The following is a 20,449-nucleotide window of genomic DNA, read 5'->3' on the forward strand; positions in this document are numbered from 1 at the left end:
CTATCGGTCTTTTCCTGCAATAGTTTAGTTTTTTTGTGCCGTCAATCGTAACAATTCATCAACTAAGTCCCGTGAAGCATTCGGCATACCGAGGGCAAGCGCCGCTTCAGACATCATTTGTTGTTGTGCTAATGCTTTTTCACATGCCTCAAACAATCGATCACCCGTTAGCTCTTGTTCACGAATCAATAGACTCGCACCTGTCTCGACAAGCGATGAGGCATTGACCTCTTGATGATTTTCCGTCACGTAAGGACTCGGGATGAGCACACTTGGTAAGCCGAGTGTCGTCAGCTCTGCCAGCGTACTTGCTCCCGAACGCGAAATGACGAGTTGACTTGCTTTTAAGATGTTTGGTAAATCATATACGAATGGGCGAAGTTGAATGCGTTCTGGTACGGAACCAACGCGTGACACAATCGTATCGTAATGAATTTGACCAGTAACGAAGAGGAGCGACCATCCTGCTTGCTCGACCTTTGGCATCATATCGACGACTGCTTCGTTGATCGCCGGTGCGCCACGACTACCGCCATAGATGACGATGAGAGGGCGTCCTTCCTCAAAACCGAAACGTTGTCGCTCTTCAAGCGGATTGATGTTGAGCTCTGCCACTTCAGAAGCACGCGGATTTCCGATTAAAACCGTCTTCGCTTCATTCTTACCGAAGTGATGCCCAGATCCTTTAAAAGAGAGTGCAACCCGATCCACATACCGAGCTAAGAATTTATTCGTGATACCAGGCAGACTGTTTTGTTCATGAACGAGTGTCTTGAAACCCATTTTTGCAGCCGTATACAATACCGGTCCACAAACGAACCCACCTGTACCGACGACGATATCCGGTTGGAACTGGCGCAGTAGTCGACGAACACGCCGGACGCTCTTGACGAATCGGATGCCGGTCTTGACGTTTTCGAATGACAAGGAACGACGGATACCAGAAATCTCAATCGATTCAAATGAAATTCCCGCGCGACGGACGATATCCGCCTCGAGACCATTTTCTGTTCCGATATAGAGGACCTCACACGGCATGCGTTGTTCGAGCTCCCGAATCATGGCGAGTGCCGGATAGATATGACCACCTGTACCGCCTCCAGAGACGACGATTTTCATACTGTTGTTCCTCCTACTTCATGTACGGCACGAACGAAATGATCGCCGCGCTCTTCATATGTCTTGTATTGATCCCAACTTGCAGATGCTGGTGACAGAAGAATGATGTCGCCGGGTTGCGATACTTCAAACGCTACTTTCACGGCTTCATCCATCGCCTCAACGACAGTTGACGCATAGCCATTTTCTGACGCAAGCGTTCCGAATCGATGACCCGTTTCACCAAGTCCGATGACATGTTTGACATGCTTCATTGCATCGAGTAACGGTGTCAAATCCGCTCCACGCTCGAGTCCGCCACATAACCAGATGATGGGTGCCGTAAATCCGGATAACGCCGCTTCCGTCGCAACATTATTCGTCGCTTTTGAGTCGTTGTAAACTTTTCGTCCAGCAACTTCACCAACGAACTGTGTCCGGTGCTCTACACCACCGAACGTCCGTAGAACATGTTGAACGTCAGATAATGCTAAGTTAAATGGTTCGACGAGTGTTAAGGCTGCGAGAACGTTCTCGACATTATGCCCACCACCGAGAGCCAGTTCATCAACAGGTAAGATACTCGTTCCATTGATTGTCAACGTATCGTTTATGACTTCTGCATACGCCGATTGACGACGAGAGAACAAGAGCGGCGTTACTTCAGCAGTCTTTCCGAGCGCATTGACGGACGTATCATCGGCATTCAAGACAAGACGATCTGTTTCTTTCATGTTCTTAAAGATCCGGGCTTTCGCTTCGCCATACGATTGAAAATCACCATGATAATCCAGATGTGCCGGTGATAAATTCAAAAAGGCTGCCGTGTACGGTCGGAACTGCTCGATCCCCATCAATTGAAAACTTGATAATTCGATGACGATGATATCGTCCTGTTTCGCCTGACATGCGATTTCAATTGCCGGGAATCCAATGTTTCCTGCCAAATGTACACGCCGAGTACCGGTTTTCAACAACTCATGGACAAGCGTCGTCGTCGTCGTTTTCCCGTTCGATCCTGTGATGGCAATCCACGTCGCATCTGTTGCTTGATACGCCAGCTCTACCTCTGTCCAAACCGGAATGTCGCGTCGTAGCGCTTCTTGTAGCAGATCGATGTGATACGGAATCCCTGGATTCTTGACGATCAGATCGATGTCGTCGAGTAGTGTGAGCGGATGCTCACCGTAGACCGTCTTAACGTCGAGTGATGCAAGCGTTGCTTGATCACTCTCGGACGGCGTTTTCCCGTCATTGACCGTTACTTCTGCACCAACACTCGCTAAATACCGAGCTGCTGCGATTCCACTTTTCGCCGTTCCGAGAACGAGCACTTTTTGATCATTCCATTGTCGTTGTTCCATTGTTGAATCGCTCACTTTCTCTCTTCTTTTTTATTACACGAATAGATAGGCGATGAATGCCATCAAACAGCTGATTCCTGCGAATGTACCGACGATCCGCCATTCGCTCCAACCGACCATTTCGAAGTGGTGGTGAATTGGGCTCATTTTGAAAATTCGTTTCCCTGTCGTCTTAAAGGAGATGACTTGTAGAATGACTGATAATGTCTCGACAACAAAAACGATACCGATTAAGACGAGTAGTAATTCCAGTTTTAAGACAATCGATAGACCTGCTAGTGCAGCCCCAAGTGCTAGTGAACCTGTATCTCCCATGAAGATCTTCGCTGGGTGCGCATTGAATAACAGGAATCCGATCAATGCACCGACTGCTGAGAAAGCAAAACAAGCAGCGCCTACTTCATCCGCGATAAACCAACTGTATAATCCGAAGAACAAGAATGTTGGAATCGCTGTGAACGACACGAGACCATCTAGACCATCCGTCAAGTTGACTGCATTTGAGAAGCCGACTAACCAGAACAAGGCAACGAACGGATAGACGATACCGAAATCAAGCTCAAAATCTGTAAATGGAATCGATAGATACGTCGCATCACTCGTAAATCCACCACTCAACCAGACGAATAACAATCCGACGACGATTTGTCCAATTAATTTTTGTTTCGAATTCAGACCAAGGTTACGTTTCTTGACGACTTTGATGTAATCATCAATGAAGCCGATCACGCCATAAGCAAGTGTTAAAAACAGTAACGATAATTGTGTTGTCGATAGATCGCCCATGACGACTGCACCGAGAACGCTGACGATCATCGCGACAAGAATGACGATTCCACCCATTGTCGGTGTTCCTGATTTGACCTGATGCCATTGCGGTCCTTCTTCCCGAATTTCCTGACCGAACTTCAATTGGTGTAGAAACGGAATCGCCTTTGGCATTATAAGTAGTACAACAAGAAATGCAAGAATAAGACTGATGAATAATGTGATCATAGCAGACACCCTTTTTCAAAAATTAGTTTTCGTTCAGATAGGTTAATATCCGTTCGAGCGCCATCCCACGTGACGCTTTCAATAAGACGATTGTTCGTTCTCCGAGCAGCGAATACAATCGTTTTGCAGCCTCCTCGACAGTTGCTGCGAATTGGATTTGAACAGACGGGTCGCTGATTCCTTCAGCAATCCACGCGCCTTTCTCCCCTACTAGGATAGCATGCGAAACGGGTAACGCAATCCGCTTTCCGACCGAGGCATGTAATAAGCGTTCTTGGTCCCCTAATTCATACATATCGCCGAGGACGAGAACTCGTGTCGTATACCCTTCCAGCGCAGTGACGGTCTCTATCGCCGCATTCATCGATGTCGGACTCGCGTTATACGCATCATTGATGACTGCAGTCTCCTCAAAGAGCAGTCGTTCCATCCGCATCGGTGTCAATTCAACAGCATCGAACCCTTCTTGAATCCGGGCGTCTGTCACGCCAAGTGCACGTGCTGTCGCGATCGCGTATGCTGCATTTCGGACTTGGTGCTTTCCTAACACTGGCAGATGAAAAGCGGTGCCATCGTAAGTAAAGGCCGTCCCAAAGAATGTTGCTTCCTTCGTTTCGATCCGGTACGTATTTCCGATCTGATAGCCGATCTTCTCCGCTTCGACTTCTGCGAGAAGTGGTTCGTCACCATCAACGAATAAATGACCACCTGGCTTGAGTCCGGATTGAATCTCAAGCTTCGCTTTGGCTATGCCACTGCGTCCACCGACTTGCTCCGCATGCGATTCGCCGATATTCGTGACGAGTGCGATATCTGGCTCAGCTAGATTCGATAGGAATTCAATATCGCCAAATCCGTTCATTCCCATCTCAAGCACAGCGACTTCCGTATCAGCCGGCATCATGAGAATCGTTAACGGCATTCCGATATCCGAATTGAAGTTTCCTTGTGTCTTATGTGTCTTGAACGTCGTCTTGAGTACACTTTCGACCATGTCCTTCGTCGACGTCTTCCCATTCGATCCAGTGATGGCGACGATTTTTGGCGCAATCTGCATTAAGTATCGTTTTGCGATTTGTTGCAGGGCAACCAATGGTTCATCAACTTCCAAGAAAACGACATCGATATCTGGTCGATCAATGCCTTTCTTCCATAAGGTGACGATCGCTCCTTGATTTTTTGCACCTTCAAGGAATCGATGACCATCAACGCGTGCTCCCTGAATCGGTACATAGAGACCGTCTTCCAGTTGCGCGCGCGAATCCGTTGCAAAGTGCCGGACGACACGGTCGTCTTTGACATCGAGATGCAACCATTCAGCGAGTTGCGTAATTGTTAACATGATATATACCTCCATTCGATGACAGCAAAAGAGGACGAATGCAAAAGTCAACGAATGACTCCTGTTCGTCCTCGTCTTCCTGTAGAAATCAGGAAACTTGCTCTACCGTTACTCTTTAGGTTCAGCTAGTTCGACCGTCAACTTTCCATTTTCCTTCACTAGTGTACCAGTTCGAGCCGATTGTTTGGTTACAAAACCTTTACCGATGACGTCGAGCTTCAAATCATATAAGCTGACAAGCTTTTTGACGTCTCGTTGCGACCAACCGGTCAAATCCGGCATCTTAAACGTATTTGATGTTTTCAGCAAGACACGTTCTCCGCTGACGAATTCCTGTCCACGGGATGGAATCTGCGAAACGACTTCAGCACCATCGCCTAGGATGATCGCAACTGCCTCTTGTTCTTTTGCTAGGTCAGTCGCTTGTCGAGCACTCTTTTTGATATAACTTGGCGTGATCTTCGCTTTGACATCCACTGAATCCTTTTGCGTTTCCGGTTGGATGCTACGATACTGTAGTGCCGTATTCATGACACTTTTGAACACAGGACTCATGATGAGCGGACCAGAGACGGATGATTCGTTTTTCGATGGACGATCGACCGCGATGTACATGATCAATTCCGGATCATCTTTTGGGGCCATACCGATGAACGAGTGAATGAATTGTCCTTGAATATACTTTCCATTCTCAGAAATCTGAGCCGTACCGGTCTTCCCGATGACTCGGTAGTCTTTCAACTTATACATTTGACCTGTACCAAGCTTACTGTTGACGACACCGTCCAGTGCTTCGCGTGTTGCTTTTGCCGCTTCAGCAGAAATCGGTTTACCGACGACTTCTGTTTTCGCTCGGTATGGTGCCTTATCCGTATGATCCGCTTTTTGGATGATATGCGGTTTGACCATCTCGCCGTCTCCAGCGATTGCTGTCGCTCCTTGAAGCAATTGCATCGGCGTGACCGCAGTCGATTGCCCCCATGAGGTGATGAGCGCATTCAACGGTTTAGACAAGTCAGATTGACTATTTACTTCTCCCGAGATGTCTATACCCGTTCGTTGGTCAAAATGAAACTTCTTAAAGTAATCTTTATACCGTTCAATCCCAAGTTTTTCTGCTGTTAACTTCGAGAACATGACGTTTGAGGAGTGATAGACCCCTTCAATCATCGGGATGGTTCCCCAACCGACATCATTATAATCCTTGATGACCGTTCCTTTGTAGTTATAACTACCCGATTTATACATCTCATTCGGACGGAACACTCCCGCATCAATCGCCGCTGCGAGCGTAAAGATTTTCATCGTCGAACCTGGCTCGAATCGTGACGAGACGGCAAAATTCGTGAAATCTTTCATATCACGTAAATTCGGGTTGAACGATGGGCGATCCGCCATGGCGAGGATTTCACCAGTCTTCGCATCCATGACGATACCTGTCGCATTTTTCGGTTTGTACGTGTTGTACATTTTTTGCATCTCTTTTTCAAGTGACTGTTGGATTCGATGATCGATCGTTAAATAGAGATTCGATCCATCCTTTGGTTCGTTCGAGACACGTGACGCGCCTTGAATCAACGGATTACCGCTACGATCCTTTTCAAAGACACGAGCTCCGTAAGATTCACTTAAAGCATTATCATACTGCTTCTCGATTCCCATCTGACCTTGTAAAGCGACCCGACCATTTTCCTCGGTGATCTTTTGAACGAACCCAAGTGTATCAGACAAGAAGATACCGTTCGGATAGTATCGTTTCGGCTCTTCAATCATCCGGATGCCAGGAAGCTTCAGATTGTCGATTTTCTCTTTTTGATCAAGCGTCAAATCATTTCCTTTTTTTCCGAACTCAATTTGAGAACGGTCTTTATTTTCAATCAGATAGGTCTCCAGTTCCTTTGTCGTCATCCCAAGAATCGGCGCAAGACCCTCAGCCGTCTTTTTAAAATCGACGATCGTCTCATCTGGATCTTTGACACCACCCAGTCGATAAACGCCAATCAGATGATAGGATGGAATGTTGATCGCAATCGGGGAACCGAGACGGTCGAAAATCTCGCCACGTTCTGCTCCAAGCGTTTCTTGAGACTCCCATCGTTTCTTTTCCGCGTATGCAATCATATCTTCACCGTGGAACTGTTTTGTCGTTGCTAAATACAAAAATCGACCAATGAACACAAAAAAGAGAGTAGCAAATATCACCATGATAAAGGCTACTCTCCAACGGGATTTTTTCAGTGGATTCATTTAGGAATCACCTTGATGTTCCCTTTACGCATATCAAGACCCTGTTCTTTTGCAATCTTATAAATCCGTTCCGGAGAGCTTAAGTTCGTGACCTCTAGTTGTAAACGTTCGTTTTCTTTTTGGAGTGATTGTGTGACTTGGTTCTCTTTCGCTAAATCACGGCTCACATTATACGCTTCGTTATGCGTACTGATCGTCAAACTCCCAAATAACACAAGACCACCAATCATCGCGCTGTATAAGAATTTTTCAAAGGGGTACAAGCGATACTTCGGACGGACGGCGACGCGACGCGCGATATCTTCCGTCTTTCGTGGTTCCTGAACAGGTTGTTGACGAACGGGTTGAACCGTTTGGACCGATTTACGAAGTGGTTCTGCCATTGGAATGCTCCTCTCAAGTTTCTTTCATTTTTTCAGCAACTCGTAATTTTGCCGATCGGGCGCGACGGTTATCATCGAGCTCTTCAACACCAGCCGTAATCGGCTTGCGTGTGACGAGTCGGAGTTCCGGCTCCATTTCGACGGGAATCATCGGTAACCCCGGTGGAAGCTCGGGTAGTGATGATTTTTCTTTGATTGCTTGTTTACACATGCGATCTTCAAGTGAATGGAACGTAATGACACATAGACGTCCACCGACCCGTAATAAATCAATGGCTTGGTGTACTGCACGGTCAAAGACATTCAGTTCATCATTGACGGCGATCCGGATTGCTTGGAATGTCCGTTTCGCAGGGTGACCACCTTTACGTCGTGCTGGTGCCGGAATCGCATCCTTGATCAATTCGACGAGTTCGAACGTCGTCTCGATCGGTCGCTCTTCCCGCGCTTTTTCGATTTTGCGCGCAATCTGTTTCGAGAACTTCTCTTCCCCGTATGTAAAGAAGATACGTACGAGATCATTGTACGGCCACTCATTGACGACTTCGTAGGCAGAAAGTGGAGAAGATTGATCCATGCGCATGTCGAGACGTGCGTCGTGATTGTAACTAAATCCCCGTTCCCCTTCGTCTAATTGTGGTGAAGAGACACCGAGATCGAATAAGATGCCGTCCACTTTCTCGACTCCATGTGCTGCCAACTGCTCTTTTAAATAAGCAAAATTACTCTTTATTAAAGTAAAGCGACCTTCATACGCCGCGAGACGTTCTGCTGCATGAGCGAGGGCGACATCATCTTGATCAAATGCATACAGATGACCTGTCGTCAGTTGCTTGACGATCTCTTCGCTGTGTCCTGCTCCACCTAATGTACAATCGACGTAAATGCCGTCGGGTTTAATCGCGAGTCCTTCGATCGACTCCCATTTCAATACTGTTTCATGCTCAAACATGTCCTGCCTCACCTTTCACTGTCCTTGAAGGACGTTACTCTTTTTCAATGTATCACATTCTCTCGTGAAAACGTTACGAAAATGAGACAGTTTCCTTGATTTATTTAACTTTTGTGTAATTTTCGCTAAAAAACCGAAAAAACCTGCTAGTTTCAGCAGGTTTAGAGGAAAATCTTCAGTTGATCACTCGCATTCGCTTCATAGGCTGTCCTTAAGTCCCGCACAAAATCAGGACCATGATGATTCAACCACGGGAGGACAGAATGCATCCGTTCTTGTGGCGCTCCATCAGGAAGGAGATGGTAAGCCGTCTCTTTATATTGCCGTGTTTGTCGATCAAACTGACGTCGATCTTCTGCTAGCAAACTAGCAATTGCTTGTTCGAGCTGTTTCTTGACCTTCTCACTCTTACTCGACGTCCGCAGTAAATGCTGTTCGAGCGAGAGAAACTCGGAGACGAAACTGTCTTTTAGCATCGCTGCCGTCTGCATACGTCCTGTCATCTTCTCTTCTGAATAGAGCGGAATCGGAACGCCTGAACGGACGATTTCTTCGAGCGATACCTCGAGTTTAGCAAGACGCTTTTCATCGCTATGACGCACGATTACCCCGCCCATGCGGGGAATCAATAGCGGCATCGTCCAATTCAGGTGATGAAAGAGCGGTCGTAAGCGTGTCCAGTATGCTAACTCCCCCGGACCCCCGATATAGGCAAGCGTCGGGAACAGGTAATCCTGCATCAATGGACGTGTGACGACACTGTTGGAGAAACGTTCCGGACTGGCGTACAGCAACGCGATCAATTCAAGCTCCGTATATTGCTTTCCTTGTTTCGTCTCGAATCCGTCTGCTGTCGGATAAAGCAACTGACGACCATGATCATCGACGAAAAGATGCGCCGCTTCCTCGTTCAAGAACGTATCCGGTAACTCTTGCGTCTGTGAAATACCATCCGTCAATGCTCGTCTAAATTCCGCATTGTCTTGAATCAACCGTTCAAAGAACGGAATCTCGAGTTCACGGACAGAATGTGTATCCGCATCAAAGAAGACGACATCATAATCGATCAATTCACCGATCAATTGCGAGAAAAACATCCCATAGGATGTACACGCTTCAACGATTTGCTTCAGACGCGCAATTAATCGTTTCGTATGAACCGTTTCTGGCATTGCTCGGAATGTCTCTTCGATGATTTCAAGAAGTGTTGCTTGATCAAAAGAGAGTCGACTGACCGAGCGGGCAATCGATTCTGTAGGTGCAACAGCGATTTTACGCGTTTGATAATCCGCTGTCGGAACGTAAACATGGTTAATCTCATCAAAATCGTGATCTTCGGTCGCGAGCCAAAAAATCGGAACGACAGGTCGCCCAAGTGTCGTCTCCGCCTGCTGCGCGACCTTAAGACAGGTCAACAATTTATAGATCGCATATAATGGTCCGCCAAAGATCCCCGTTTGTTGCCCTGTAATGACAACTTGAGCTTCACCCGTACGAAGCTTCGCGACGCGCTCCCGCAAACGCTCCGTCATGTTCGGATTTTGACGTTCAAGTTCGTCTGTCAGTGCCGCAAGATGCGGATAATGACGACCTTCGAGCAAGCGGCTCCTTGACGCTAAACCACTCTCACCAAGATGGTCGACATATGTTAAGAATTCTTCTCGTGAAGCACGATGCATCAACGAGTTATCATCGTATAAGGCTTCAAATGGTTGTACCTTCAAACAAAATCCCTTCTTTCTTACCTAACTGGTCAACTGATGAACAGTTGACGAATACCAAGTACGAACAGTATGAAATGGACGGGTAATGCCAGCAAGATGATGATCCGCCAACTGTGGCGAATCATTTGTCTCAAATCAACGTCAAGTTGACGAATTCGTTGCCAGAGCGCATTCAACGCAAATACCAACAACACGACGATGACGATCCACCCTAAGTAATTTGTTCCGGTCAAGGCAATCAATGCAACATGAATCGCATACAGAACGATGAACGTTCCAAAGTCGAGTGCAACTCGAACGGCCTTCCCATGTTTCCGAAATAGAAGTAGAAAGACGAGATACAACGCAATCAGGCTGAATAAAGGAAAAATGATGAAGACTGTCACTGCGGACCCTCCCTCTGTTTGATCTGTTCATAATAAAAAGATAAACGTGGCGTCGCAGTCGTCGCCTGACGTAATGCGTATCCAAGTATCGGTTCTACTTCCGTTCGTCGTCCATACTCAAAATCTCGTAACATGGAAGAACGATTTTTGCTCGTATTCTTCATGATCCGCTCGATCTCGGAATAAGTAATGTCATGGTGCGGGAAAATCGTCCGCATTTCGTCAAATAATTGATGGGCTTCTTCTCGATAAGGCATCTCTAACAAGGATCCATTCTCAACACCGTAATAAGCCGTCACTGGATTAATGACGACGTTGATGAATAGCTTCGTCAATAAAACGGCTTCCATATCTGACTCGAATTCAAAGCACAGTTGCTTTGACGACAAGTTCGCTACCTCTTGATTGCCGTAGCGGATGCGGCCATTTCCAGTATGCTGAACTTCAAACGGTGCAGTACGCATGGCACCATGTTCGACGACACCAAATAAGACATGCGGCAATTGCTCTTTCCATTTCAAATGATCCATTCCATTTTGCAGGAACATGACGGGACACGTCAGCCGTTCGAGGAATGGAATCACACTTTTTATATCATACGACTTTGTCGCGACAAACACCAAGTCTTCTGACTCGAGCCGATCAATCTTCCGGATCCGTACGAGACGACTCGCCTGTCCATCACGAATGATTGGTCGTTCCTCATCTTGTTCCTGTCGCACATAAAGCGTAACTGCATGCTCTTCCGATAAATAAGAGGCAAGCAACAACCCGATGGCACCCGCGCCAATGATTCCAACATTCATCTATTCATGTCCCCTTTCATGAAAAAAGCGACCTTAAAACCGATTTCTCGATTCGAAGGTCGCTTTTATACCGATCAATCAGCTTATTTGCTGACGATTTCTTTACCTTTGTACGAGCCACATGCTTTACAAACGCGGTGTGAAAGTTTCATTTCACCACAGTTTGGGCACTCGACCATACCTGGTACACGGAGTTTGAAATGAGTACGGCGAAGACGTTTGCGTGTTTTCGACGTTCTGCGGAATGGTACTGCCATCGTTGTCCACCTCCTTGAAAAAATACACTCGCCTTTACTTCAGAAATCAGGAATCCTGATCTTTTTTAAAGAACTGAGCGAGACCCGCGAGTCGCGGATCGATTTTTGGTTCGGTTTCCTCTGGATCTTCTTCAGAAAGAATCGTCCAGCCTTCCCCCTCAACCAACTGATTCTCTTCATCATCCCCATGCACTTGCACTGGCACATGAAGTAAAATCAATTCTTGCACGAGCGGTCGAAGATCGACCGTATTCCCGATCGGTACGTTGATGTCATCTGCTTCGTTCGAAACAGCATCGACCTCGAGCAGGAATGGCTCGATGGATTCAATCTCGAATGGATAAGCGACGTCACTTAGCGTCCGGGCATCCGGAAGCGTCATTTCGCCAGTGATCCGAAGATTGAATATTAATTGATTCGATGTAAACGATGCATTTGCACGAACGTGCACAGGTTGCACCGCCCGGATATCCGGATGGAGGGCGACTAGCTCATTGAGCTCGATCGTCTCGTTAACCTGAAGTTGACCCAGATTGCGCAATTTATTCAATTGCATCAGGGACCATTTCATCCGAATCACCTCAATTGCAACAATATGAATTATAGAGAGGACATCTTGTTTTGTCAATGTTTTTTCTTTACACTGAAATCGCTAGAGAACGAACACTTTTGGACGTCTTTATCCATATTACCGCACTTAATTCGGTTTGCAAAGGAGAAAGTTTTCATGAGGATGACAGCTATCATTTCAGAGTACAATCCGTTTCATAACGGACACTATTATCAAGCGACGACAGCACGACGGGAAACGGATGCCGACGTCATCGTCGCCATCATGAGCGGAACGTTCATGCAGCGTGGTGAACCCGCCTTTACAGACAAATGGACACGTGCTCAGGCAGCGGTCGCGAGCGGTGCCATCGATCTCGTTCTTGAACTCCCCTTCTATTTTGCTGTCCAGCGTGCTGATCGTTTTGCACTCGGTGGTGTGACGATTGCCGAGACGATCGGCTGTCAATCGCTTTCGTTCGGAAGCGAGTGTGGAGACATCGAACCTTTTCTGCATGCGTCAGCGGAACAGATCGAAGAGACACTTGCTTACAAGCAAGCGTTACACGATGGTTTGGCATCTGGTCTCTCTTCTGCTCACGCCGCTAGTCTAGCATTCAAGAGCGTCTCAGGAACGCTTGATTTGACACAACCGAACAATACGCTTGGCTATTATTACGCTCGCGCCGCAAATACCCTATCGCTTCACACGACGAAACGGATTGGAAGTGGCTACCACGACTTATCAACCGGAGACATCATGAGCGCCACCGCGATACGCGCCCATCATCAAACGCACGGTCAGCTGCTCGCACTTCCTGAACAAACCGAAGACGTCTTAGCAAACGCCTCTTTCGCCAACTTTTCGCACTATTATCCGTGGATTCGACAACGTCTACTGACAACCCCAGTACCCGAGTTGATACGAATCGCTGGGATCAACGCTTCGTTAGCGCCACGACTCATCGAAGGGGCGAAACAAGCAACGACGTTCGATACCTTTCTGAATTACGTCAAAACACGCCGTTATACGCGGACGAGCCTGCAACGTGCCCTGATCTATCTGTTGACCTCAACGACAGCAGAGGAGGTCGCACGGATTGATTACGACCATATTGATTTTGTTCGTCCCCTCGCCTTTTCAGAACGAGGACGACAAGCACTCAAAACCATCAAAACGCGGACTACCGTCTTCAGTACCTTTACGAGTCATCCTTGGCTAACGAAAGAAAGCCAAGTGACAGCTGCATATGCACTGCCCTTGGCTCGCTACGACGCGTTGCTCGAACACCGTCGTTTCCCTTATTTTGCTGGAAGTTCTTCTAAATAATCAATCGCATCTTCGACTGTCTTGATCGGAACGAGCTTCATGTTCGTTCCGAGTTTTTTGATGGATGGTTTTGCTTCTATGTAGTTCTCTCCTGCTGGTACGAACATGATTTCTGCTTCTGCCTCGTCTGCAGCGACCACCTTTTGCCACGCTCCACCAATCGGTCCTACCTTGCCGCCTTCTTCAATCGTTCCTGTGCCGGCGATTTTATGCCCTTTCGCCAAATCTCCCGGCGTCAATTGGTCATAGATTTCAAGGGTGAACATCATCCCAGCAGAAGGTCCTCCGACGTCTTCGACCTGAAACGCAATATCAGGATCCGTCGTCACGTTTGAGATCGGAAGCGGTTCGTAAATGCCGAGCCCGACGCGCTTAACCTCTTTGGATAACTGATCCACTCGAATCGTCGTCTTCTTGTCTTCCGATTTACGCGTGAACTGAATCGGAACAGCTGTTTTTGCTTTTTTTGCTTGAATCGTCTTCATGAAACCTTCGAATGACGTAATCGGTTTTCCGTCAATACTTGTAATGCGATCCCCTGCTTTCAGTTTCCCCTCAGCTGGACCACCGGGAATGACCCCAGAGACGTAAATCCCTTCGAAATCGACATCGACCTTTTGATCCGCCAATTCATACGCTTCGATCGTTGCGTTATGTTGCGCTTCTTCCATATACAGCTTCTGACGCGTTTCATACTGCGCGTCCGACTCGCCGTCGTACAGATAATCACTTACACTCGATGTTTCGGAGAACGGTAGAAATAAGCTTTCAATGAGAAAGTAAGGCGTGGCCCGACGTTGTGCGATCGTCAGCATCATCAAATCTCCCGGTTCCTTGTCGCCTCCAGATACTTCGATCAAATCTTCTGTCGACGTCGCATCACCTGGATAAGAGATGAAATAAGGAAGTGGTACGAAAAATACGATCAAGGCAGCAACGATAGCTGCTAAGGCGGGTTTCCAAGCTTTCATCACAGTTCTCCTTTCGTATATTTCTGACGTAGCGCCTCTTCGACGGAAGGCGGTACGAGATCGGCAACGGAAGCACCATATTTGGCAGCCTCCTTAACGATCGAAGAACTCAAGAAGGAATACTGATTATTCGTCATCATGAACAGTGTCTCGATTTGATCGTTCATCTTCTTGTTGATGGAAGCGACTTGCATTTCGTATTCAAAATCCGAAACTGCTCGTAGACCGCGGACAATCGCGGTTGCACCGACTTCCGCCGCATAATCGACAAGTAGACCATTAAAGGAATCCACCTTGATTTGAGGTAGGTGCGACGTCACATCGGCAATCAACTCCATCCGTTCCTGGACAGAAAAGAGTGGTTGCTTCGAAGAATTATTCAGTACGGCAACGATGATCTCATCAAAAATCGGAACGGCACGCTCGATGATGTCTAAATGTCCGTTCGTGATCGGATCAAAGCTACCTGGGCAAATGGCGATTCGTTTCATTCGTGGTCTTCCTCCGCTTCCATGAATTCGTACAATGTGATCGAGATGACAGCAGAATAACGAAGTCGACGCACGACTTCTAGCCGTCCGATCCGGTCCGGTAATTCAACAGCAGAGTCATGTTCACAGACGATGACACCGTTGTCCGTCAGCATATCATGTTGCTCTATGTATGTGACATGTTCCGTCAATCGCTCTTTTGCATAAGGAGGGTCTAAATAAATCAATTTAAACGGCTCTTCAGATGCGAGTTCCGCTAAAGCGATCGCTACATCTTTTTTCAAAACACGTGCTTGGTCCGTATAGTGCGTCGTTCGTAAGTTATCTTGGATCGTTTGGACCGCTTTATGGTGTTGGTCGACGAACACTGCCTCATCGCATCCTCTTGACAGAGATTCAATCCCAAGACCACCGCTCCCCGCAAACAGATCCAGTGCCCGTCCTCCATTGAAATAAGGACCGATGACGTTGAATAAAGATTCTTTTACCTTATCCGTAGTCGGTCGTGTCTGATCCCCTGGTACTGCTTTTAATCGTGTACCTTTCCGTTCCCCTGAAATGACTCGCATTTCCTTCATTCCTTTCAACAAAGAAGCGACGAGGATGTCCTCATCGCTCCATGGATTATGCTTCTTCTGGCATTTTACCTTTTTTGTTCGCGAACGTCTCCGTGATGAACGGTCGTTCTGAACGTTTGATCGATTCGACGAACGGGAGAGTCGAAATGACTTCCATCACCTGTTCATGTTGATCTAAATCGACATATAGATGAACGTATCGTTCACGTTTAGACGTAAAGTAGACGTTCCCGTAACGGCGTAATTGACGGGATGCTTTCATCGCATTGACATAGACGATGAGTCCCACTCGTTCCTTGATCACGCCAGCCTACCCCCTTCATCTTCGTTATCCGCTACAGCTACAGCTGCCACCGGTCGAACAACCTCCAGCGCATCCTTGATCGAAGAAAGGATTTCCCGTCGGTACTTTAATTTGCGGTGATACTTCCCCAGCGAGCTTCAGACTGATTTGTCCGAGTAACGTTTCGAGTTGTTTTTCCGCCTTTTTAAACTGCGCGACTTCCTCTTGTAAATCAAGTCGCCGTTTGACTTCGTGGACCTTTTTCGTGATCGTCTGATAGTCAGGATGGTACCGTCCGAATCGCTGTACGAGTTCGTAGTCCTCCTTGACTTGATGAAAATCGCGAATGACAGCCTGTGCCTCTACTGACTCTTGCTGTGCTTGTTTCGCACATCTATATGCTTGCCCCGTTTCACTTTGAGCGAGAGATCGAATGAGGTCTTCCGCTGCGTTGATGAGGTCAATCGTCTTATCGGTATATATCACAACGAATCTCCTCCTTAACTTTACCATCTTATCATAACATTTCTCTCCCTCCTAGCCTGTTGAATTGTGTATAATTTGTTCAGAAGGAAGGAATGAACTTTATGCAACTGCTCTCTTTTAATATGTTCCGGACGATTGGAATCAAGACGGAACATGCCAAGTCAGATTATCACTTTGATTCCTTAAAAAAAATCGAACAGGCGGATGTCGTCCTGTTCCCGGAATACTGGCAAATCCACTCGATCATCTACGGAATGAAAAAACCGATTTTCCCGTCGGCTGCTACGTTCCACTTAGGTCATGACAAGATTGAGATGACGCGGATTTTTCAAACCGTCATTCCGGATAACATCCCTCGGACCGGCATCTACGGAAAAAATGAATTCACTGTCGAACGTGTCTTACGAGAATTTTCGTTTCCGTTCGTTGCTAAGACAGTTCGTAGCTCAATGGGACAAGGTGTCCATCTCATCAAAAATGAAATGGACTGGAAGAAATACACGGATACACACGAGACGTTCTACATTCAGGAGTACATTCCGAATGAGAAAGACTTACGTGTCGTCGTCGTCGGCGATCAAGTCCTTGCTGCGTACTGGCGCGTCGGTGGTGCTCAATTCTTAAATAACGTCGCTCAAGGTGGTGTCCTTGATTTTGATGATGTGCCACAAGGAGCAATCGACTTCGTGCTCGCTCTAGCGAAACAGCTCGATATCGATCACGCTGGTTTTGATCTCATCATCCGTGACGGACAGTGGTACGTTCTTGAGTTCAATGTTTTCTTCGGTGGAGAAGGACTCAATCATCTTGGTATCCACGCACCGGATACGATTCTTGAATATGTCGAACGAAAATATGGAAGTTCATGAATTCTTCAAAATGACTTCACATCTTTTACGTCATCGTTTCATTCATTATGGTATGATAGTTTGGAAAGACTAGTATCTACTAGCAAACTGGGGTATAGGGGGATTCAAACATGAAGTTTGAACAATATGGTATCGAAGGCAAGGAACTGAAGTTCGGTCTTCTCGAAACAATCATGGAACATCACCGCTTCGTTCGTGAAGGACAGTGGGATTATGAACGCGCGATGTACGACATGAAGTACGAAAAACAATCAACAGGTGAAGTATTCTACCTGCGTGTTCCTGTCTATGCGATCCAAGGCGAGATTGAAGATCGCCATGCTGTCGTTCGTATGATGACACCACTTCTCGGTAAACACTACTATCCACACGGTGTCGAGTATGATGAGACGTTCCCTCCAGAAATCGTCAAAGACTGCGAACGTCGTTTAGCAGCATTGCTCGAAACACTCGAAAAATAAGACTCACACGTAGAGGTTCCAATTAGGAGCCTCTATTTTTTGTTCTTCATTCCAAACAAAAAAAGCTAACGACCTCGCATCATCTACGAAGTCATTAGCTGTTCTGCCCATCTGATTGTTATTCCTTAAAATACACGAAACCGCTTTTAACGCGCGACGAATTGTACGTAGGATACGACATCGTCTCCGAGCTGAATCCCAAGCTGCTCGCGTACATGAAGATAAAGTGCGTGAAGTGACGTTGCCGGTGCATTGACCTTTACGCTAAATGCAATCTCTTCCCGGTCCATCCGTTTGATCCGGGAGTGATGGATTCCATAATCTTCGATCGCACAAGCAAGTAATTCCTCGATGGCTTGAATAGAGACGGTAACATCTCCTTGCATGTACTCTTCATATGTCATCTACCTTCACTCCTTTGCTAATTGTGTGACCGAAGACATGACCTCTTCTAAGTCGACCGGTTCATCCGGTGTCTTCGCCATAGACGAAATCGCCCGTACTTTATTCTCACGGTCCAAAATGAACATTTGTGTTCCGTGTGTCACTAAGCCACTCTCGGCCTTTGAGTAATAGAAGTTCAACTGACGAGTCAGACGATCGATGACGACTGGATCTCCCGTCAATACTTTCCAGCCCTTAGCATCTGCTTCAAAGTTCGAAGCATACTTCTTCAAGACTGTTGGTGTATCGACTTTTGGATCAACTGTCACTGCGACGAGTTCGACGTCACTTCCATACAATTCTTCACTCCGAAGCTTCTTCTCAAGCTTACGGTAATCATTTAATGTCAACGGACAGATATCAGGACAGTTCGAGTAGAAGAACGTCAATACTTTGACTTTTCCATCTTCCGAATTGAATGATTTTCCGTCTACAGCATTCGTTAATTCAAATGGCGTCGGTTCAGCGATGACAGGTAACTTTTCTTTCATGAAGAAATAATAATATCCCCCGGCTGCCGCAACTAAGATGAGGACGACGGCAGCGACCGTCAAGTAACTATTCTTTTTCAAGTTGGCTCCCCCTTAATGACTCCAGATCGCCCGGAATACGTTCGTCGTCTCACCTGGATCGTAGACGACATATAATAAGCAGTACACGATCACACCGGTAATGGCTGTCAAAAACCAAACGATCGAGGCAACCGGTCCGATTTTACGGTGACGTGCAAAGTTCTTCTTATACGCATGATAGAGTGCCATCAAACCGAGCACCCCACCAGATGTCGCAAGAAGGATGTGGAAGATCAAGAATCCTGTGTAATAGGCTTTGACGGATTCTGGACCGCCAAAGGCTGTGTTACCAAGCAGAATCGTCCGCAAGGCATACATGATGAAGAATAATAAAGCGAGTGCAGCTGCAATCGTCATCACGGTTTGGTGAGCTTTCATGTTACGACGCGTTTGGGCGATCAAAAACCAGCCAATCGCTACGAAAATCGCACTGATGACAATCAGCGACACACAAATGAACGGCAAATAACTCATGTTCCAACTTCCTCCAATTTAATCCGCTTTTGGTGTGAAGGACATGCCTTCATCCACGGCAGTACTTTTTGAACGGCGCACCCATGTAAAGAAGGTTAATCCGAAGAATAAACCATACACGAGTTCTTGACCGAGCTTCATGAGGACACCACCAAAGCGTTGGTCCTCTAATAAGTCATCTGTCGTTCCGAGCAATCGTTCCAGGTTCAAGCCGCTCAAATCATTGTTCGGCATACAGTAAGCGAGTACTTTCGCGAACGTCGCCGGATCCTGATACGCTTGATACTGAAAACTTTGACTGAAGATCATGAAGGCACAGGCTGGTGTCAACAACACACCATTCGCTACGATATACACCATCTTCTTTAGGTCAGAAAGGCTGTCCGCCTCATTGACCGGTGCAATGATCGGATACCACATCGTCATACTCAAGAAAATCAATGTTCCGTGGAACAGACGGTGAACGGTATAGTTCGTTAAGACATAATCAAAAATAAATGGCATGTGATAGAACGTAAACAAGGCATTAAAGACGACAAGTGCAATCAGCGGCTTGATGAAGAAGCGAAGAATCCTCCCAAGATACGGTGCATCGAACAAGCGCTTATAAAGCCACTCTGGTATCGCAATCAACAAGAGCGGCGGTGCGACCATATAGACGAATACCATCTGCAGCATGTGTGCTGAGAACGTGATATGCGCTAGCAGGTCTAACGGACTTCCAAAACCGATGTAAAAAACGATCAATGCTGCGAGCATCGAAAACTTTTGCCCAAGCGTTGTTTCCGGCTCATCCGGACGACGCAACTTTTCTGTCACGACAGCATATAGGATATACAATCCAACGAGTATCAACGCATAATACGGACTCCATAAGACAGTCCAGTCGAATTGCGAAAGTGCTCCCCTTAAATTGCCTAACATATTTTTTCACCCCGTTCCTTTCTCTTACAAACTAAGATTACCGTTCCCCTATTTCATTGTAAAGGTTTCTCATAAAACGATTCCAAAATAAAAGACCATCCTGCTAAACGTTAGCAGAATGGTCACATTTCTTACCAGATCAACAGACGGAGTGTCGCAACGATCGTCAAGGCGACGAAAATGCCAAGACCCATCATGACTTTGATCCATGTGTTGCCTTTGTTGTTCATATGCATGAACATGTAAAGCTGAAGGTAAACCTGAACGATTGCCATGATGATCAAGAAACCACCGGCTGCCCAGTGCGGCATGAGATCAGCCATGACAGCACCGAAAGCGATGAGCGTCAAGAAAATCATGAGTGCGAAACTGATGAGCTGCAGTTGTGTCTCACGACCACGTTCTGCTTTCATCTCAAGCTCGATTTGATTGCGCGTAAGTTGCGGTTCGTGTTTTTCCATC

Annotated in this window: 25 protein-coding genes; 3 read left to right on the forward strand and 22 right to left on the reverse strand. The window is 46.8% G+C overall.

Going from position 1 to position 20,449, the window contains the following annotated elements; all coding sequences use genetic code 11:
* Window positions 1-24: 24 nt before the first annotated feature.
* The 12 genes from murG to L985_RS11245 form a co-directional block, all read right to left on the reverse strand.
* On the reverse strand, window positions 25-1,119 hold the full coding sequence (gene murG / locus L985_RS11190; protein ID WP_029342140.1) for an undecaprenyldiphospho-muramoylpentapeptide beta-N-acetylglucosaminyltransferase: 1,095 nt from the start codon (window positions 1,117-1,119) through the stop codon (window positions 25-27).
* Window positions 1,116-2,462, reverse strand: coding sequence for a UDP-N-acetylmuramoyl-L-alanine--D-glutamate ligase (murD, locus tag L985_RS11195; protein WP_047394016.1), 1,347 nt, complete (start codon window positions 2,460-2,462; stop codon window positions 1,116-1,118). The genes murG and murD overlap by 4 nt, the downstream gene beginning before the upstream one ends.
* Window positions 2,463-2,495: 33 nt before the next feature.
* On the reverse strand, window positions 2,496-3,458 hold the full coding sequence (gene mraY, locus L985_RS11200) for a phospho-N-acetylmuramoyl-pentapeptide-transferase (protein ID WP_029342142.1): 963 nt from the start codon (window positions 3,456-3,458) through the stop codon (window positions 2,496-2,498).
* 22 nt (window positions 3,459-3,480) lie between these two features.
* Window positions 3,481-4,800: a UDP-N-acetylmuramoyl-tripeptide--D-alanyl-D-alanine ligase gene (locus L985_RS11205; RefSeq protein ID WP_047393720.1), complete on the reverse strand. Its 1,320-nt coding sequence runs from the start codon at window positions 4,798-4,800 to the stop codon at window positions 3,481-3,483.
* 108 nt (window positions 4,801-4,908) lie between these two features.
* Window positions 4,909-7,047, reverse strand: a complete 2,139-nt coding sequence (locus L985_RS11210; RefSeq protein WP_029342144.1) for a penicillin-binding protein — start codon at window positions 7,045-7,047, stop codon at window positions 4,909-4,911.
* Window positions 7,044-7,430, reverse strand: a complete 387-nt coding sequence (gene ftsL / locus L985_RS11215) for a cell division protein FtsL (RefSeq protein WP_029342145.1) — start codon at window positions 7,428-7,430, stop codon at window positions 7,044-7,046. Before ftsL ends, L985_RS11210 begins: the two co-directional genes overlap by 4 nt.
* Before the next feature lie 13 nt (window positions 7,431-7,443).
* Window positions 7,444-8,382: a 16S rRNA (cytosine(1402)-N(4))-methyltransferase RsmH gene (gene rsmH, locus L985_RS11220; protein ID WP_029342146.1), complete on the reverse strand. Its 939-nt coding sequence runs from the start codon at window positions 8,380-8,382 to the stop codon at window positions 7,444-7,446.
* Window positions 8,383-8,543: 161 nt separating this feature from the next.
* On the reverse strand, window positions 8,544-10,106 hold the full coding sequence (gene bshC / locus L985_RS11225) for a bacillithiol biosynthesis cysteine-adding enzyme BshC (protein ID WP_029342147.1): 1,563 nt from the start codon (window positions 10,104-10,106) through the stop codon (window positions 8,544-8,546).
* Between the two features lie 29 nt (window positions 10,107-10,135).
* Window positions 10,136-10,492, reverse strand: a complete 357-nt coding sequence (locus tag L985_RS11230; protein WP_029342148.1) for a DUF3397 domain-containing protein — start codon at window positions 10,490-10,492, stop codon at window positions 10,136-10,138.
* On the reverse strand, window positions 10,489-11,298 hold the full coding sequence (locus L985_RS11235) for a ketopantoate reductase family protein (protein WP_029342149.1): 810 nt from the start codon (window positions 11,296-11,298) through the stop codon (window positions 10,489-10,491). Before L985_RS11235 ends, L985_RS11230 begins: the two co-directional genes overlap by 4 nt.
* An 83-nt stretch (window positions 11,299-11,381) precedes the next feature.
* Complete coding sequence (gene rpmF, locus L985_RS11240; protein WP_012370841.1) at window positions 11,382-11,555, reverse strand: 50S ribosomal protein L32; 174 nt, start codon at window positions 11,553-11,555, stop codon at window positions 11,382-11,384.
* A 46-nt stretch (window positions 11,556-11,601) separates the two neighbouring features.
* Window positions 11,602-12,126, reverse strand: a complete 525-nt coding sequence (locus tag L985_RS11245) for a YceD family protein (protein WP_029342150.1) — start codon at window positions 12,124-12,126, stop codon at window positions 11,602-11,604.
* Between the two features lie 156 nt (window positions 12,127-12,282).
* On the opposite strand from L985_RS11245, the gene L985_RS11250 reads away from it, so the two are divergent.
* A complete protein-coding gene (locus tag L985_RS11250) occupies window positions 12,283-13,434 on the forward strand; it encodes a tRNA(Met) cytidine acetate ligase (protein ID WP_029342151.1) in 1,152 nt (383 codons plus the stop codon).
* Here the strand turns inward: L985_RS11250 and L985_RS11255 are convergent.
* The 5 genes from L985_RS11255 to L985_RS11275 are packed head-to-tail and all read right to left on the reverse strand — an operon-like array spanning window position 13,407 to window position 16,243.
* Entirely contained in the window at window positions 13,407-14,405 is a 999-nt protein-coding gene (locus L985_RS11255; RefSeq protein ID WP_029342152.1) for a SepM family pheromone-processing serine protease, read from the reverse strand. The two genes, L985_RS11250 and L985_RS11255, sit on opposite strands and share 28 nt — an antisense overlap.
* On the reverse strand, window positions 14,405-14,896 hold the full coding sequence (gene coaD / locus L985_RS11260) for a pantetheine-phosphate adenylyltransferase (RefSeq protein ID WP_029342153.1): 492 nt from the start codon (window positions 14,894-14,896) through the stop codon (window positions 14,405-14,407). Before coaD ends, L985_RS11255 begins: the two co-directional genes overlap by 1 nt.
* Entirely contained in the window at window positions 14,893-15,474 is a 582-nt protein-coding gene (gene rsmD, locus L985_RS11265; RefSeq protein ID WP_071908823.1) for a 16S rRNA (guanine(966)-N(2))-methyltransferase RsmD, read from the reverse strand. The genes coaD and rsmD overlap by 4 nt, the downstream gene beginning before the upstream one ends.
* A gap of 46 nt (window positions 15,475-15,520) precedes the next feature.
* Window positions 15,521-15,778, reverse strand: coding sequence for a YlbG family protein (locus tag L985_RS11270; protein WP_023468818.1), 258 nt, complete (start codon window positions 15,776-15,778; stop codon window positions 15,521-15,523).
* Between the two features lie 24 nt (window positions 15,779-15,802).
* Window positions 15,803-16,243 (reverse strand): YlbF/YmcA family competence regulator, encoded by a 441-nt coding sequence (locus L985_RS11275; RefSeq protein ID WP_029342155.1) that lies wholly within the window; start codon window positions 16,241-16,243, stop codon window positions 15,803-15,805.
* A 122-nt stretch (window positions 16,244-16,365) separates the two neighbouring features.
* Here L985_RS11275 and L985_RS11280 point away from each other — a divergent pair, with 122 nt between their 5' ends.
* Complete coding sequence (locus tag L985_RS11280) at window positions 16,366-17,112, forward strand: ATP-grasp domain-containing protein (protein WP_235609831.1); 747 nt, start codon at window positions 16,366-16,368, stop codon at window positions 17,110-17,112.
* A gap of 110 nt (window positions 17,113-17,222) precedes the next feature.
* Window positions 17,223-17,573, forward strand: a complete 351-nt coding sequence (locus L985_RS11285; protein WP_023468821.1) for a YugN family protein — start codon at window positions 17,223-17,225, stop codon at window positions 17,571-17,573.
* Window positions 17,574-17,719: 146 nt separating this feature from the next.
* Here L985_RS11285 and L985_RS11290 read toward each other — a convergent pair whose 3' ends face one another.
* The 5 genes from L985_RS11290 to L985_RS11310 all read right to left on the reverse strand — a co-directional run bounded on the left by L985_RS11290 (window position 17,720) and on the right by L985_RS11310 (window position 20,448).
* Window positions 17,720-17,977 carry a hypothetical protein gene (locus L985_RS11290; RefSeq protein WP_023468822.1) on the reverse strand — a complete coding sequence of 86 codons (258 nt, stop codon included), beginning with the start codon at window positions 17,975-17,977 and terminating at the stop codon, window positions 17,720-17,722.
* Between the two features lie 6 nt (window positions 17,978-17,983).
* On the reverse strand, window positions 17,984-18,589 hold the full coding sequence (locus tag L985_RS11295; protein WP_029342158.1) for an SCO family protein: 606 nt from the start codon (window positions 18,587-18,589) through the stop codon (window positions 17,984-17,986).
* A 12-nt stretch (window positions 18,590-18,601) separates the two neighbouring features.
* A complete protein-coding gene (locus L985_RS11300) occupies window positions 18,602-19,063 on the reverse strand; it encodes a DUF420 domain-containing protein (protein WP_047393718.1) in 462 nt (153 codons plus the stop codon).
* A gap of 18 nt (window positions 19,064-19,081) precedes the next feature.
* Complete coding sequence (gene ctaG / locus L985_RS11305) at window positions 19,082-19,987, reverse strand: cytochrome c oxidase assembly factor CtaG (RefSeq protein WP_029342159.1); 906 nt, start codon at window positions 19,985-19,987, stop codon at window positions 19,082-19,084.
* A gap of 131 nt (window positions 19,988-20,118) precedes the next feature.
* Window positions 20,119-20,448 carry a cytochrome C oxidase subunit IV family protein gene (locus tag L985_RS11310; RefSeq protein WP_029342160.1) on the reverse strand — a complete coding sequence of 110 codons (330 nt, stop codon included), beginning with the start codon at window positions 20,446-20,448 and terminating at the stop codon, window positions 20,119-20,121.
* Between the last annotated feature and the right edge of the window lies 1 nt (window position 20,449).

The sequence above is a fragment of the Exiguobacterium sp. ZWU0009 genome, assembly GCF_000798935.2.
Classification (GTDB): domain Bacteria; phylum Bacillota; class Bacilli; order Exiguobacteriales; family Exiguobacteriaceae; genus Exiguobacterium_A; species Exiguobacterium_A acetylicum.

Bases quoted from the DNA above. Each gene is read 5' to 3' on its own strand.
- L985_RS11250 (WP_029342151.1), top strand. From the start codon at position 12,283: ATGAGGATGACAGCTATCATTTCAGAGTACAATCCGTTTCATAACGGA.
- L985_RS11210 (WP_029342144.1), bottom strand. From the start codon at position 7,047: ATGAATCCACTGAAAAAATCCCGTTGGAGAGTAGCCTTTATCATGGTG.
- L985_RS11310 (WP_029342160.1), bottom strand. From the start codon at position 20,448: ATGGAAAAACACGAACCGCAACTTACGCGCAATCAAATCGAGCTTGAG.
- L985_RS11290 (WP_023468822.1), bottom strand. From the start codon at position 17,977: ATGACATATGAAGAGTACATGCAAGGAGATGTTACCGTCTCTATTCAA.
- L985_RS11245 (WP_029342150.1), bottom strand. From the start codon at position 12,126: ATGAAATGGTCCCTGATGCAATTGAATAAATTGCGCAATCTGGGTCAA.
- ftsL (WP_029342145.1), bottom strand. From the start codon at position 7,430: ATGGCAGAACCACTTCGTAAATCGGTCCAAACGGTTCAACCCGTTCGT.
- murD (WP_047394016.1), bottom strand. From the start codon at position 2,462: ATGGAACAACGACAATGGAATGATCAAAAAGTGCTCGTTCTCGGAACG.
- rsmD (WP_071908823.1), bottom strand. From the start codon at position 15,474: ATGAAGGAAATGCGAGTCATTTCAGGGGAACGGAAAGGTACACGATTA.
- L985_RS11205 (WP_047393720.1), bottom strand. From the start codon at position 4,800: ATGTTAACAATTACGCAACTCGCTGAATGGTTGCATCTCGATGTCAAA.
- L985_RS11285 (WP_023468821.1), top strand. From the start codon at position 17,223: ATGAAGTTTGAACAATATGGTATCGAAGGCAAGGAACTGAAGTTCGGT.
- L985_RS11235 (WP_029342149.1), bottom strand. From the start codon at position 11,298: ATGAATGTTGGAATCATTGGCGCGGGTGCCATCGGGTTGTTGCTTGCC.
- rpmF (WP_012370841.1), bottom strand. From the start codon at position 11,555: ATGGCAGTACCATTCCGCAGAACGTCGAAAACACGCAAACGTCTTCGC.
- ctaG (WP_029342159.1), bottom strand. From the start codon at position 19,987: ATGTTAGGCAATTTAAGGGGAGCACTTTCGCAATTCGACTGGACTGTC.
- rsmH (WP_029342146.1), bottom strand. From the start codon at position 8,382: ATGTTTGAGCATGAAACAGTATTGAAATGGGAGTCGATCGAAGGACTC.
- L985_RS11280 (WP_235609831.1), top strand. From the start codon at position 16,366: ATGTTCCGGACGATTGGAATCAAGACGGAACATGCCAAGTCAGATTAT.
- coaD (WP_029342153.1), bottom strand. From the start codon at position 14,896: ATGAAACGAATCGCCATTTGCCCAGGTAGCTTTGATCCGATCACGAAC.
- L985_RS11255 (WP_029342152.1), bottom strand. From the start codon at position 14,405: ATGAAAGCTTGGAAACCCGCCTTAGCAGCTATCGTTGCTGCCTTGATC.
- mraY (WP_029342142.1), bottom strand. From the start codon at position 3,458: ATGATCACATTATTCATCAGTCTTATTCTTGCATTTCTTGTTGTACTA.
- murG (WP_029342140.1), bottom strand. From the start codon at position 1,119: ATGAAAATCGTCGTCTCTGGAGGCGGTACAGGTGGTCATATCTATCCG.
- L985_RS11300 (WP_047393718.1), bottom strand. From the start codon at position 19,063: ATGAGTTATTTGCCGTTCATTTGTGTGTCGCTGATTGTCATCAGTGCG.